Below are 14,568 nucleotides of genomic sequence, written 5' to 3'. Positions count from 1 at the left end.
GCTTCTTCGTACCCTCCTCACCGACCCGGCGATCCGCTATAAGTGGCTCGTCGAGGTGATGCCGTACTCACGCGTCATGCCTTCGGTGCCTCGACGAAGAGACTGAGGAGTCGATATGACGGTGAGCGCCGAGGACCCGGACCCGAACCCGCACCGGGAGCGGCGGATGGTCATCCGACCCGCGCGCGACACGACGGTCACCGTCACCGCCGACGGCCGGCTCGAGCTCTACTCGGCCTGGGCCGACGAGTCCTACCGCTACGCGCCGCCGGCGGTGGCCATGTGGATCGCACTCCAGCGGCACCAGGGGCGACCCGATCTCGCGGCGGCCATGCTCGCCGAACTGTGGGGCACCGAGGCGGTCTGGGTCCGCTTCGAACTCGACGGGTGGTTGAGCGAGGTCCGGGCCGCCGGACTGGTCAGCTACGACGGGTGACCGGGGGCGCCGAAGCGGACGATCGGGTTCGCAACCCGATCGCCCGGCCCGGAGGGGTGGTCAGCCGTCGGTCGTCGAGCCGATCCGGAACTCGGTGGGCAGTTCCTCGCGGTTGCGGATGCTCATCTTCCGGTAGACCCGGGTCAGATGCTGCTCGACCGTGCTGATCGTGACGTGCAGGCGGTCGGAGATCTCCCGGTTGGCGTAGCCCTGCGCGGCCAGAATCGCCACCCGACGCTCGGAGTCGCTCAGGATCGCGAACCGGTCCCCGTCGGTCGGGGGGCCCTGGGCATCGGTCGGCTTCGCGGTCGACGGATGCGTGGACACCAGCCTGCGGCACAGGAGTTCGGCGTGACAGCTCTCCGCGATCCGGCGGGCCCGGCGGGCCGCGGTACGGGCCTTGGCCCGGTCGCCCAACACCTGGTATGCCTCGCCCAGGTCGGCGAGCGCATGCGCGCTCTGGTAGCGGTCACCGCTGTGCTGGAGCAACTGGAGAGCCTCTTCGAGCAGGCCGGGTCGGTCCCGGACGGCGCGGGTGGCCGCCAGCGAGCGCAACTCGATGCCCCGGGCCCGGGGCAGGGCGATCTTCGAGGGGGAAGCTTTCTGTTCGGCCCAGCGGGCCGCGCCCGCGTCGTCGCCCAGCGCCAGACACGCCTCGACCGCGCCGGCACGCCAGGGCGCGAGCGCGGCCGTGTCGATGCCCCAACGGGTCATTCTGTCCCCGCAGTCGATGAAGTCGGCCAGCGCCGCGCGGGCCCGGCCGGTGGCCAGGCGGTGCCTGCCGCGGGCGTACAGGTAGTGCAACCCCGCGCGGGTTTCGAACAGGTCGTCGGGCGCCGGGCGGGAGAACTCCCGAGCGGCGGCCTCGTGGTCGCCGATCGCGGTGTACGCCTCGGCGAGGGTCGCCGTCGCCAGCACCGAACTCTCGTTCCAGGTCGTCCCGTTGATGTGCGCCAGTGCGGCTCGCGCCTTGTCCACGGCGATGTCCAGGCGCCCCTCGCGCAGCGAGACCAAGGCGCCGATCGTGCCCAGCACCCCCTGCCAGCCCGGCGTTTCGTGACTGCCGGCCCCGGTCAGGAAGCGTGTGCACCAGGTCGCGGCCGAGTCGACCAGGTCCGCGTAGACCAGGGCGAGCAGCGCGGGGGCGATCACCCGGTACGAGCCGTGTGCGAAACCGCCGTCCTGCAGGACCTGTTCGGCTTGGGCGATGGTGTGCTCGTCGGCGCTGCCGGTGAGCACGGCGGACAGGGCGTGCACCGCGCGGTGACCGGGCGCCGAGGTGGCCGGCGCGACCGCGCCCGAGTGCGGCGCGTCGTCGGCGGCGCGACCGGGGAACCGGGAGAGCAGGCCCGGATACGTGGATTCGACGAGCAGCCGAGTGCGCGTAACGGTGGAACCGACCGCGGGCCGCGCGGCCGGTATTCGATCCCCGGGGCCGAAGCGGTCGACGAGGTCGAGCGCCTCCTCGAACCGCAGGTGCCACAGCAGGCCCTCGGCCACCGACATGACCGGCCCGAGCGCGGGCTTGCCTTCGCGCGGCGGCACGCCGAGCGCGAGGAACCGCTCCTGGGACCGGGCCGGCTCACGCAGCCATTGCAGACCGGCCGCTCGGACCTCGACCACGTATCGCCGGGCCTCGTCGGCGCAGCATTGGGCGGCGAGTTCGAGGCAGTGGATCGCCGTCGACGTGCGGCCGGCGAGCAGGGCGGCCTGGGACGCGTCCAGGAGGACGGGCACCACCCAGTCCTGGCGCAGCGGTCCGGCGAGCAGCAGATGGGCCGCGACGGCTTCCGCCGGTGCCCCCTCCTCGCGCAGCAGGCGGCTTGCGCGATGCCGAAGGCGTACGGCCTCGTGTGGTGGGATGTCGTCGAGCACGGCCGAACGGGCTGCCTCGTGCCGGAACCGGAAATCGCGCACGACGCCGATCTCCGTGAGTTTGCGCAGGACATTTCCGGCCGTCACCGTGCCGACGTTTCCGAATCGGCTCAGCAAGTGGATGTCGGCGCATTCATCAAGCAATGCCACACCGCGGGCAATGATCACCGCGATCGGGCCCATTCGATGCAGACAGGTGACCAGCGCATCGCGGAATATTATCCCGGTGCTTTTCGCGGGAGATTTCGGCGCGCCATGTGTTTCCGCCGGCCCTTCCTTGTCGGTATTCATTTCGGTGAGTACCACGCCGAGGAGATACGGATTCCCACCGGATCGCTCGAAACACATCTGCGCGAGCTGGTGGTCGGCCGTTCCCGGGAATAATTCGGAAACCGAAGGGGCGACGCCACGCGAGGAAAGCGGACCGATATGGATGCGCCGTACGCTCGGGCAATAGAGCAACTCTTCGAGCGCCGGGTGGGAGCGCCGACCGAGTTTGCGGTCCCAGGTCAGCACGACGGCGACGGGATTTGCGGTCGGCTGCCGGGCCAGACGGTGCAGGCAGCGCAGGGACGCCGGATCGGCGTATTGGATGTCGTCGACGGCCACCAGGACCGGGCCGTGCTCGGACAGTTCGGAGACCGTCCGGATCAGCGCGCGGGCAGCTTGTGCCGGCCCCGGATCGACGGCATCGGGGCGCGCGGAAAAGCGGCCCGGGCTCGCTGTGAGCACGCTGAGAACGGCCGAATCCAGGAGCTCGCGCACGGTGGAATAGGGGCGATCGCGGCGCTCGGGTGAGCTGCTCGCACTGAGCACGGTGACTCCGGCCGCCGCCGTGCGTTTCCGGAAAGCCCGCAGGAGGGCGGTCTTCCCCATGCCCGTGGATCCGCTGACGATCGCGACGACGGAACGCCCGGAGTCGTCGCCGGCCAGTAGCCCGTCGAGTCGATTCATCTCCTGATTTCGCTCTACCAACAACACCGTCGACATTCCCCCGAGTTCGACATCAGCGAGTTCACACAAGGTTTACAAGTCGGCCACCATACGAGCGGTCGTCGTTGCTAATGACGGCCGTTCCGTGGGATTGCCCGGCGCCTCACCTCTCGTTTAGATCTTGTTTGGATTCGAAACTGTGTATCACGGGCACGGTAGGTGTCTGTCCGTGTAGTGGTCAAGAGTCTTCGGTAATGCCTTGGCCAAAACACGGACTGCGATGCTTGCCGCGGGTGTACCGGCAAGCCGTTCGACGACCGGCGCGACGAACGCGTTGGAGTCCGGCCCGGTAAGTATGTAGGGGCCATCGCATCACCCCCCGTGAGGCGGGCTTGCAGACCCTATGGAACGCCAGTACCTTCGCACTGTATGCGGGACATACGGTTCCTGTCCGATGCTGCGGGCTCGGTCGGGGGATTCGTTGGCTCTCACCGGAGGTGCGTCAAAGAGCAGTTGGTCGCCCGGCCCCGTACTAGTGCGCATTAAGGTTTTCGGGCGACCGCCCTCCGGTAACGAAGGAAGCGAATCGCGGGAATCGATCGAACGCGTTTCGGGGACGAGGCGGCGCCGGACGGCGTGGTCCGGATCGTCGCGTCCCGGCTCCGGCGGAGCCGGTCCCGGGCTGCCATCCCGCCGCTCCCGGCGGTGGCGCCCGGGGGAACGGGATCGGCCGTGGGTTCAACGTCAGACACACTCGGCGCATGGGGGATTGCTGATGTCGTTGTTGGTGGAATACCAGGACATATTCGGACAATTGGACGACGTTTTGGCGGAGGCCGCAGCGGGCGAAAGCCTGCTGGCGGTGGTCGACGGAGCCCGGGCGCCGGACACGAAATCGGCGCTGTGGGCGTTGGGCCGACGAGCCGCCCAAGCCGGGGCCACGGTGCTGGACGTCACCGGCTCACCGGGGGAACAACACGTGCCCTACGCCATGTTGGGGCGGCTGCGGCACTCGTTGGGAGCGATCGGGGCCACCGTGGACGCAGCGGTGGTCGAGGGCGCTCCGGTGCTCGTCGCCATCGCCGACGTCGAGTTCGCCGACGTCGAATCGCTGCGCGGACTGCCCCGCCTCGCCGAGGCCGTGCCCGGTCGCCCGCTCGTGTTCGTGCTCGGTGGGGATCCGCTGCCGGGCCGAGCGACATCCGCCGCGCTGCGCGAGCTGATCGATGGTCCGCAGGTACGGCGCATCCGCCTCGAAACCCAGCTCCGTGAGGGCGTGGAGTCGGTGCGAGCCGCACGGTTCGAACCCGTCGGCAGGACACACCCGGCGGCGATCCGGCACACGCCGGCCGGCGGCCGCCCGGCGTCGGTCGAGACGATCCCGGACGCCGCCGCGGGGGCATCGGCGCGGACCGGGTTGCGGCAGGCGATCGCCGGCTGCTTACACCGTATGGGCCTGCCGGCCACCCGAGTGGTTCAAGGCGTCGCCGTACTGGGCGAGGCGGCCGACATCGGCCTGCTGAGCCGACTGTGCGGGATCGACCCGAAGACCTCGCGACATCTGGTGCGCGAGCTGAACGCGGCCGGGGTGCTGCATGGCACCCGCTTTCGGCACGAGGAGATCCGGTCGGCGGTCCTGGACGAACTGCCCGTCGACGAGGCGGCCTTCCAGCGGCATCGGGCGGCGCGGCTGCTGTACGAGTCGGGCGCGCGGTCGCACACAGTGGCGAACCTGTTGATGGCGGCCGGCCCACTGCCCGAGGAGTGGGCACTGTCCGCACTCCAGGACGCGGCCCGGCAGGTGCCGGCCCACCGGCGGAGCACCCTCGCCGTCGAATACCTCCGGTTCGCGGGCGAGTGCTGCCTCGACCCGAGCCGCCGCTACGCGCTCAAGATCCGGATCGCCGAGCTGCTCCGCCTCGTCGACCCCGCGGCGGCCGACGCGCGATTCCTCGCGCTCAAGGGTCCGATCCTGGCCGGGAAGGTGGCCCCGGACGAGGCGCTGCGGGTGGCCGACGCCCTGCTCTGGTCGCTGCGGAGCGCCGACGCGGTCGAGATCGTCGCGCACGTGGCCGCAGGGCACGACGTGGCCCGACTCGGCGAGGCGTGGCAACTGACCAGGTTGCGCGTCGCAGCCGGCTCTCCGGGGCTGGCGTCCGTACTCGGCCTGACGGCACCGGCACCGCGCAGCGGCGACCCGGCAGCCGTCGAAGGACCCCGCTCGGCGGAGCTGCGCGCCGCCGAGGCGCTGACCGCCGCGCTCGGACAGCGGGTCGATCGGGACGTCATGGCCCAGGCCGAGCAGGTCCTGCGGGAGGAGAGCCGAGGCGGTGGCGGGTCGTTCGAGGCGGTGGCCGACGCGATCCTGGCGTTGGTGCACGCCGACCTGATCGACTCCGCCGCCGCGTGGTGCGAGCGACTCGTCGCCGAGGCGCGCGACGAACCCGTACGCACCGCGTGGTTGGGCAGCCTCGGGGCCCTGGTCGCGCTGCGGAAGGGACAACTGGACTCGGCGATCGAACAGGCCGAGTCATTCCTTGCGTTCATGTCCGGGCACGGGTGGAACGCCCAGGTCGGCCTGGCGCTGGCCACCCTGGTCGAGGCGCACACCGCGACCGGCAACCACGCCGCCGCCGCCGAGTGCCTCGGCCGCCCCGTCCACCCCGCGCTGTTCGAGACCCGCTCGGGCCTGCACTACCTCTACGCGCGTGGCATACACCATTTGGCGGCGGATCGCCCGCATGCCGCACTGGCCGACTTCACCGCGTGCGGGGAGCGGATGGCCCTGTGGCACATCGACACCCCCGCCCTGGTGCCGTGGCGGCTGGGCGCCGCGCGCGGCTGGTTGCGTTTGGGCCGGCGTGATCGCGCGGCGGCCCTGGCCGAGGAGCAGGCGGCCGGGCTGGGGCCGGAGTTGCCCCGGGCGTACGGACTGACCCTGCGGTGCCTGGCGGCGACGATGCCGGTCGACGCTCGGCTGCCTCTCTTGGAGAAGGCGCTGGGGATGCTCCAGATCGGCAACGACCGCTACGAGAGTGCGGGGGTCCTGGCGGATCTGAGCGAGACCTACCAGGCGTTGGGGAACGACACGCACGCTCGGACCGCTGCGCGCCGGGCGCGCCGGATCGCCAAGATCTGTCACGGGGAGGAGCCGGTGGCCGCGACGCCGCCCGCCCAGGTCCCCACCGCCGAACCGGGAGAGGCGCAACGAGCGGACCGGGACGACCAGTTCGCCCGGCTCAGCGAATCCGAACGGCGGGTGGCGGTGCTGGCCGCGGCGGGCTACTCGAACCGGGAGATCGCCGGTCGGATCTACGTCACCGTCAGCACGGTCGAGCAGCATCTGACCCGGGTGTATCGCAAGCTCGGCATCCGTCGGCGGGAGGAACTGCCCATGGATATCCGGGTGTACGCCGCCGACACCGCCTGAACCGGGTGAAACGCCGACGTCGCGCCGGTCGACCGAATGGCCGACCGGCGCGACGTTCGCGGTCGCGGCGCGCGGATTGGCTATTCGGCCACCCGCAGGGAGACCTCCAGTCCGTCACCGATCGGCACGTGCACCGAGTGGTAGCCGCCGCCGGTACGGACGTGGTCGAAATAGGGCTGCTCGGGCAGGGTGCCCATGTCGTCGGCGATCACCACGGCGTTCGGGGCGAGCGAGGACTCGATCAGCTTGAGCACCGGAAGGTAGATGTCCTTCCAGCCGTCCAGGAAGACCATGTCGATCGGGCCGGGCAGGTCCTTGAGCGTCTCCAGGGCGTCCCCCACCCGGACGTCGACGATGTCGTCGAAGCCCGCGTCGGCGATGTTCTTCGACGCGATCTCGGCCTTGCCGGCGTGCCATTCGGTGGTGATCACCTCGCCGCCGTTGTCCCGCGCGGCCGCCGCCAGGAACAGCGTGGAGATGCCGAACGAGGTGCCGAACTCGACGATCCGCTTGGCGCCGCGGCTGCGGGCCATCAGGTAGACGAGATCGCCGACCTCACGCGGGATCGAGATGTACGCCTCGGCGAGCATCTCGGTCTGTTCCTGATGGCTGAAGGAGCCGAGCGGGCGGTTCTTGGCCATCACGGCCGCGACCACCGGTTCGTCCTTCACCTCCTCGTCGGCATAGAGGGCATCGAGGGCCGCGCGAACGCGGTCAGACGAGAGCGTACTCATTCTGAGCCTTTCGGGCCGAAAGTGCGGGGAGGATTCGGGTCGGCACCACACGCGCAGCCGAGGATCAACTCTCGGGCACGGTCACTGTGCACGGCCGAGATGTTACGCGTTCGGTCGGCCGAAGAGACCTGCGCGACGACCACGAGTTCGTATATAGGGGGTTGCCGTCGAGCTTAGGGGGTGGTCCGTGTGGTGCTGCCCGCGCGCCCCCGGATTGAATGAGGTGCAGACTGCGCGCACGTTTCGACGAATGGAGTGGCGAGATGGGCCTGCTCGACCGACAGGGTGTGTTCCTGCCGTATCTTCACCTGCTCGGCGCATCCTACGACGAACCTCCGGGCTATTCGTTCGAAGAACGGGTTTCCGCCGCCTCCAGGGACGACGTCCTCGGTATCGGTTTCGACGCGGACGAATTCGACAAGCTGCTCGAGAGTAATTCGGTGGAGGACCTGCGCGGCATCCTCGATCAGTACGGGGTGACGATCGGCGAACTGCAAATCCTCTTCGCCTGGCACTTCGGCGGGGACTACCAGAAGATGGCGCGCGAGCGCGAGGAGCACATGTACGACCTGTGCGACCTGTTCGGCATCCCCCGGATCAAGACGGTCATCATGACGCCCACCGAACTCCCCGGCCCGGACCTGCTCGTCGAGCGTTTCGCCGGGGTCTGCGACCGGGCCGCGGCGCGCGGGATCTCGGTGGCGATGGAACCCCAGTCGGTCAATCCCGGGTTCGACTACGCCGACACGGTCGACATGCTGCTCGCCGCGAACCGGCCCAATGGCGGCCTGGTGGTGGACGCCTGGCACTTCTTCCGCGACCCGGACGCCTTCACCCAGATCGACCGCCTCCCGGCCGCGTCCATCTTCAACCTCGAACTGCGCGACGCCGCGGCCGAACCCAAGGGCTCCCGGCTCGACGACTGTCTGCACCACAACCTGATGCCCGGCGAGGGCGACTTCGACCTGGTACGGCTGATCCGCACGCTCGACGCCAAGGGCGTGGACATCCCGATCTCCGCGGAGGTGCTGTCCGCGGACCTGCGCGCGCACACCGCGGCGGAGAACGTGGCGCGGACGGTGGACTCGGTGGCCGTGTTGATGGATGCGGCCCGCGCGCGCTGATTGCGAATATCCGGCGAGACGATGTCAGGTCCTGCGGTGAGATGGGTTGGTGTTGTTGGTGAACGACGACAAGCTCCGCGACTACCTCAAGCGCGCCACGGTCGAATTGAAGGAGACCCGGCGCCGACTGCACGAGATCGAAGCGCGGGCCAGAGAGCCGATCGCCATTGTCGCCATCAGCTGCCGCTTTCCCGGATCGGTCGCCTCCCCGGAAGACCTGTGGGATCTCGTGGCGAACGGCCGGGACGCGATCTCCGCCTTCCCGGAGAATCGCGGCTGGGACACCGCAGGAATCTATGACCCGGAGCCGGGGAAACCCGGGAAGAGCTATACCCGACACGGCGGATTCCTGCACGAGGCCGGTGAATTCGATGCCGAATTCTTCAAGATCGGCCCGCGCGAGGCCAAGGAGATGGATCCGCAACAGCGGTTGATCCTGGAGACCGCGTGGGAGGTTCTGGAACGGGCCGGTATCGATCCGACCGCGCTGCGCGGAAGTCGTACCGGAGTTTTCGCCGGAATGGTCTACCACGATTACGCGGAGAACCAGAGCACCGGTTCGCTGGCTTCGGGCCGGGTGGCCTACAGCCTCGGTCTGGAGGGGCCCGCGGTGACCGTCGACACCGCGTGCTCGTCCTCGCTCGTCGCGCTGCACTGGGCCGTGCACGCGCTGCGCGCGGGGGACTGCTCGCTCGCGCTGGCCGGCGGGGTGAACGTGATGGCCACCCCGGACGCCTTCATCGGCTTCAGCGGCCAGCGCGGGCTGTCCGCCGACGGGCGGTGCAAGGCGTTCGCGGCCTCGGCCGACGGCACCGGCTGGGGCGAGGGCGTCGGTTGGTTGCTGGTGGAACGCCTCTCGGACGCCCGGCGCAACGGGCACCCCGTCCTGGCGCTGGTCCGCGGTACGGCGGTCAACCAGGACGGCGCGTCCAACGGCCTCACCGCGCCCAACGGTCCCGCGCAGCGGCGGGTGATCGAACAGGCCCTGGTGAACGCCGGTTTGGCCGCCACCGACGTGGACGTGGTGGAGGCACACGGCACCGGCACCCGGCTGGGCGACCCCATCGAGGCCCAGGCGCTCCTGGAGACCTACGGACAGGATCGGCCCGCCGGCCGCCCGCTGTGGCTGGGTTCGCTGAAGTCGAACATCGGCCACGCCCAGGCCGCCGCGGGCGTCGGCGGAATCGCCAAGATGGTGATGGCCATGCGGCACCGCGTGCTGCCCAAGACCCTGCACGTCGACCAGCCCACGCCGCATGTGGACTGGTCGGCGGGCCGGGTGAGCCTGCTCACCGAGGCGCGGCCGTGGTCGAGCGACGGCCGGCCGCGGCGGGCGGGCGTGTCCTCCTTCGGCGTCAGCGGTACCAACGCGCACGTGATCATCGAGGAGGCGCCCGCCGTCGAACCGGCGCCGGTGACAAACGAGCCGGCCCTCGCCGGTCGGCCGCTCGCGTGGACCCTGTCCGCCCGGACCGAACCCGCGCTGCGCGAGCAGGCGGCCCGATTGCTCGCGCACCTGGACGCGCGTCCCGAGGCGAACCCGGGCGACCTGGCGTTCTCGCTCGCCACCACGCGCGCGGCGCTCGACCACCGCGCGGTGGTCGTCGGGGAGAGCCACGAGGACCTGCGCCGCGGGCTGGTGGGGCTCACCCAGGACGCGCCGACGGCTGCGACGGTGCGGGCCGCGGCCCGGCCGCACGGCCCGGTCGCCTTCCTGTTCACCGGCCAGGGCGCCCAACACGTCGGCATGGGCCGCGAACTCGCCAAGACCTTCCCCGTCTTCCGCGCAGCCTTGGACACCGTGTGCGCGGAGCTCAACCAACACCTCGACCGCCCGCTGCGCAACGTGATGTGGACGACCGGGACAGCCCTGGACCTGACGATGTACACCCAGGGCGCGGTGTTCGCGATCGAGGTGGCGCTGTACCGACTCCTCGAATCGTGGGGAGTGCGCCCGGCGTTCGTGGCCGGCCACTCGATCGGCGAGCTGAGCGCCGCGCACGTGACGGGAGTGCTCTCGTTGGCCGACGCGGCTCGACTGGTGGCCGCGCGTGGTCGACTCATGTACGCACTGCCGGCCGGCGGGGCGATGATCGCCATTCGGGCCGGCGAGCACGAGGTGGCCCCGCTGCTGACCGAGCGCACCGGAATCGCCGCGGTCAACGGGCCCGAGTCGGTGGTGGTGTCCGGCGCCGAGGACGAAGTCTCCGCGATCGCGGACCTGTTCGCCGCGCAGGGCCGAAAGAGCCGGCGGCTGACGGTGTCGCACGCGTTCCACTCGCCGCTGATGCAGCCGATGCTCGCCGGGTTCCGGGAGATCGCCGAAAGCATCGAGTACGGGACTCCGTCGATCCCGATCCTGTCCACCGTGACCGGCGAGCTCGCCGAACGGCTCGACGCGGACCACTGGGTGCGACATGTGTCCGCACCCGTACGCTTCCACGACACGATTCGTGCCCTGGAAGCCAAGGGCGTCACGACGTTCCTCGAACTCGGACCGGACGCCGCGCTGACCGCGATGGGCCCCGACTGCGCGGCCGACGCGGACGACGTCGCGTTCGCGGCCACGCTGCGCCGCGGCCGCGGCGAGGTTCGCGAGATGGTGCTCGCACTCGGCACGGTATACGCGCGAGGAGCCGGGGTGGACTGGCCGGCGTACTTCGCCGGCGGATCCCGCCCGAGCGTCGTCGACCTGCCCACCTACGCGTTCAGCCACCGGCACTACTGGGAGCCGACGCCCACCGCCGCGAGCCCGGGAGCGGAGACCCCGGGCGACGCGAAATTCTGGGACGACATCGAACAGCGGGACACCGCCGAGTTGTCCGCGCGCCTGGACGTCGACGCCGAGGCCCTGGACCGGGTATTGCCCGCGCTGTCCGCCTGGCGGCGCGGCAGCCGCGACCTGGAGCTTCGGGACACCTGGCGCTATCGCCTCGACTGGACCTCGATCACCGACCTCGACGCTCCCGCACCGACCGGCCGCTGGCTGCTCGTGGTCCCCGCCGACCACGGCGACGACAAGCGGGTCGTCGCGATCACCGAAGGACTCGCCCGCCAGGGCGCCCGCGTCGTGCTGATCCCGGACCACGACGTCGACCGCTCCGAGCTCACCCGAAGCCTGCTCGACAAGGCCACCGAGGAACCGACCGTCGGCGTCCTGTCGCTGCTGGCCCTCGACGACCGCGCACACCCGCGGCACCCGACCCTGTCCCGCGGCACCGCCGGCACGGTGGCCCTGATCCAGGCCGCCGCCGACGTGTGCCTGACCGTCCCCCTGTGGTGCGTCACCGCGAACGCGGTCGCGGTCGCCCCCCTCGACGAACCCGCCGATTTGCACCAGGGCGCCCTGTGGGGTGCCGCCGCCGCATTGGCCCTGGACCACCCGGGCTTCTGGGGCGGCATGATCGACGTGCCGGCCGACCTGGACGACAGCGCCACGGAAGCGCTGTATCGGGTCTTGTGCGCGGGCACCGCCGAGGACCGCATCGCGATCCGCGCCGACGGCGTGCACGCCCGCCGGCTGGTCCGGGCGCCGCTCAAGGGCGCGCCCGCCGACCGCACCTGGAGCCCGCGCGGCACCGTCTTGATCACCGGCGGGACCGGCGGCGTCGGCGCCCATGTCGCCCGGCACTTCGCCCGCGCCGGCGCCGAACACCTGGTGCTGACCAGTCGGCGCGGCTCCGCGGCACCCGGCATGGCCGAGCTCTCCACCGAACTGGAGGCCCTGGGCGCCCTGGTGACGATCGCGGCCTGCGACGTCACCGACCGAGCGGCGCTGCGCGCACTCCTGGACTCCATCCCGGACGAACTGCCGCTGACCGCGGTCGTACACGCCGCCGGCGCGTCCGGACGGGACACGACCCTGGCGGAGAGCACCCTCGCCGAGTTCGCCGAGGTCGGCCACGCGAAGATCGGCGGCGCACTGCTCCTGGACGAACTGCTCGCCGATCACCCGCTCGACGCGTTCGTACTGTTTTCCTCGGGCGCCGCCGTCTGGGGCAGCTCGGGGCAGGCCGCCTACGGCAACGCCAACGCCTTCCTGGACGCACTCGCCCAGCGCCGCCGGGCCCGCGGACTGACCGCGACCTCGATCGCCTGGGGACCGCTGGACAGCGGCATGGTGGACGCGGAGATCAGCGCGTTCATGCGGCGCATCGGCGCGCCCGCGATGGACACCGCGCTCGCCGTCGGCGCGCTGAGTCAGGCGATCGAGCAGGACGAAAGTCACCTGGTCGTGGCGGAATTCGACTGGTCCCGCTTCGCGCCGACGTACACGCTCGCTCGGCCGCGCCCGCTGCTGGACGCGATTCCCGAGGTACGGCAGGCACTGAGCGGCGACGACGAGGCCGCACCGGCGGCCGGGGCCGCGCCGTTGGCCGAACTGCTCGCGCTGCCGGCCGCCCAACAGGGCCGCGCGTTCCTGGACCTGGTCCGGACGCACGTGGCCGCCGTACTCGGGTACGACACCGCGGACGAGGTGGCGGCCAAACGGGCCTTCCAGGACCTCGGGTTCGACTCCGTGGCCACCGTTGAGCTGCGGACCCGGCTGAACCGCGCCACCGGCCTGCGGCTGCCCGCCACCGCGGTCTTCGACCACGCGAGCCCGGCGGCACTCGCCGACCACGTGGCGGCGGAAGTGCGCCGGCAGACGGGTACCGAGGAGATGTCCATCGCGGCGGAACTCGACCGGATCGAAGCCGCATTGACGCTGCTGCCGGCCGCCGAGTTGCTCGGTCACCGCGTTCCCGCCCGACTGCGGGCGCTCGCGGCGAGGTTGACCGAGGGCTCGGGCGGGGCGGCGGAGCCGGTCGTCGAGGACCTCCTGGAGACCGCCTCCGCCGAAGACGTTTTCGCATTCATCGACAAGGAACTCGGCTCGGCCTGACCGGTCGCGCACACGGACAGTTGTGAGGCTGGGATGGCGAACGAGGCGGACATGGCGAACGAGAGCGGCACGGGCAACGACGACAAGCTGCTTCGATACCTCAAGCGGGTGACCGCCGACCTGCAACAGACCAGGCAGCGGCTCCAGGAGGTGGAGGGCCAGGAGCACGAACCGATCGCGATCATCGGGATGAGCTGCCGTTTCCCCGGCGGCGTGCGCGATCCCGAGGACCTGTGGCGCCTGGTCTCCGAAGGCCGCGACGCGATCACCACGTTCCCCACCGATCGCGGCTGGCCCCTCGGCGACCTGCACCACGACGACCCCGATCAAGCCGGCACGAGCTATGTCCGCGAGGGCGGATTCGTGCACGACGCGGGCGAGTTCGACGCCGCCTTCTTCGACATGTCCCCGCGCGAAGCGGTCGCGACCGACCCGCAGCAGCGCCTGGTGCTGGAGACGTCCTGGGAGGTCTTCGAGCGGGCCGGCATCGACCCGCAGACGATGCGCGGCACGCCGGTCGGGGTGTTCGCCGGATCCGGCATCCAGGACTACGGCGACCTGCTGCTGCGTGCCCCGGAAGCTGCCGAGGCGTACATGTCCACCGCCGTCTCGCCGGCGGTCATCTCCGGCCGCGTGGCGTACTCGCTCGGCCTGGAGGGCCCCACGCTCACCGTGGACACGGCATGCTCCTCGTCGCTGGTCGCCCTGCACCTGGCCGCCCAGTCGCTGCGCCGGCAGGAATGTACGCTCGCCCTCGCCGGCGGCGTCATGGTGATGGCGACACCTGCCCCCTTCGTCGCGTTCAGCCGCCAGCGCGGACTCGCCCCCGACGGTCGGTGCAAGGCGTTCTCCGACGACGCGGACGGCACGGGTTGGGCCGAGGGCGCGGGCATGCTGCTGCTCGAACGACTCTCCGACGCCCGCCGCAACGGACATCGTGTGCTGGCCGTGGTGCGAGGCAGCGCGATCAACCAGGACGGCGCCTCCAACGGCCTGACCGTGCCCAACGGTCCCGCGCAACAGCGCGTCATCCGGCAGGCATTGGCCGACGCCGGCGTGCCGGCGGCACAGATCGACGCGGTCGAGGGACACGGGACGGGCACCACGCTCGGTGATCCGATCGAGGCGCAGGCGTTGTTGGCGACGTACGG

General features: G+C 70.9%; 7 protein-coding genes. 5 read left to right on the top strand and 2 right to left on the bottom strand.

Going from position 1 to position 14,568, the window contains the following annotated elements; genetic code table 11:
• Positions 1-115 precede the first annotated feature (115 nt).
• The gene (locus tag A3IC_RS0144105) at positions 116-436 is read left to right on the top strand and encodes a hypothetical protein (protein ID WP_020556454.1); all 321 of its coding nucleotides are present in this window, start codon (positions 116-118) and stop codon (positions 434-436) included.
• 60 nt (positions 437-496) lie between these two features.
• Here A3IC_RS0144105 and A3IC_RS60065 read toward each other — a convergent pair whose 3' ends face one another.
• Positions 497-3,301: a helix-turn-helix transcriptional regulator gene (locus tag A3IC_RS60065; RefSeq protein ID WP_052174068.1), complete on the bottom strand. Its 2,805-nt coding sequence runs from the start codon at positions 3,299-3,301 to the stop codon at positions 497-499.
• Positions 3,302-4,019: 718 nt separating this feature from the next.
• Between A3IC_RS60065 and A3IC_RS60060 the strand changes: the two genes are divergently transcribed.
• On the top strand, positions 4,020-6,674 hold the full coding sequence (locus A3IC_RS60060) for a helix-turn-helix transcriptional regulator (RefSeq protein WP_020556452.1): 2,655 nt from the start codon (positions 4,020-4,022) through the stop codon (positions 6,672-6,674).
• 80 nt (positions 6,675-6,754) lie between these two features.
• Here A3IC_RS60060 and A3IC_RS0144090 read toward each other — a convergent pair whose 3' ends face one another.
• Positions 6,755-7,408, bottom strand: coding sequence for an O-methyltransferase (locus A3IC_RS0144090; RefSeq protein WP_020556451.1), 654 nt, complete (start codon positions 7,406-7,408; stop codon positions 6,755-6,757).
• A gap of 263 nt (positions 7,409-7,671) precedes the next feature.
• On the opposite strand from A3IC_RS0144090, the gene A3IC_RS0144085 reads away from it, so the two are divergent.
• The 3 genes from A3IC_RS0144085 to A3IC_RS0144075 form a co-directional block, all read left to right on the top strand.
• Positions 7,672-8,532 carry a sugar phosphate isomerase/epimerase family protein gene (locus A3IC_RS0144085; RefSeq protein ID WP_020556450.1) on the top strand — a complete coding sequence of 287 codons (861 nt, stop codon included), beginning with the start codon at positions 7,672-7,674 and terminating at the stop codon, positions 8,530-8,532.
• Positions 8,533-8,581: 49 nt separating this feature from the next.
• A complete protein-coding gene (locus tag A3IC_RS0144080; RefSeq protein ID WP_020556449.1) occupies positions 8,582-13,417 on the top strand; it encodes a type I polyketide synthase in 4,836 nt (1,611 codons plus the stop codon).
• A 51-nt stretch (positions 13,418-13,468) separates the two neighbouring features.
• The coding region (locus A3IC_RS0144075; protein ID WP_026219431.1) for a beta-ketoacyl synthase N-terminal-like domain-containing protein at positions 13,469-14,568 on the top strand (1,100 nt) is incomplete at its 3' end.

Source organism: Embleya scabrispora DSM 41855 (assembly GCF_000372745.1).
Classification (GTDB): Bacteria; Actinomycetota; Actinomycetes; order Streptomycetales; family Streptomycetaceae; genus Embleya; species Embleya scabrispora.
This window is presented reverse-complemented; position numbering and strand designations above follow the sequence as displayed.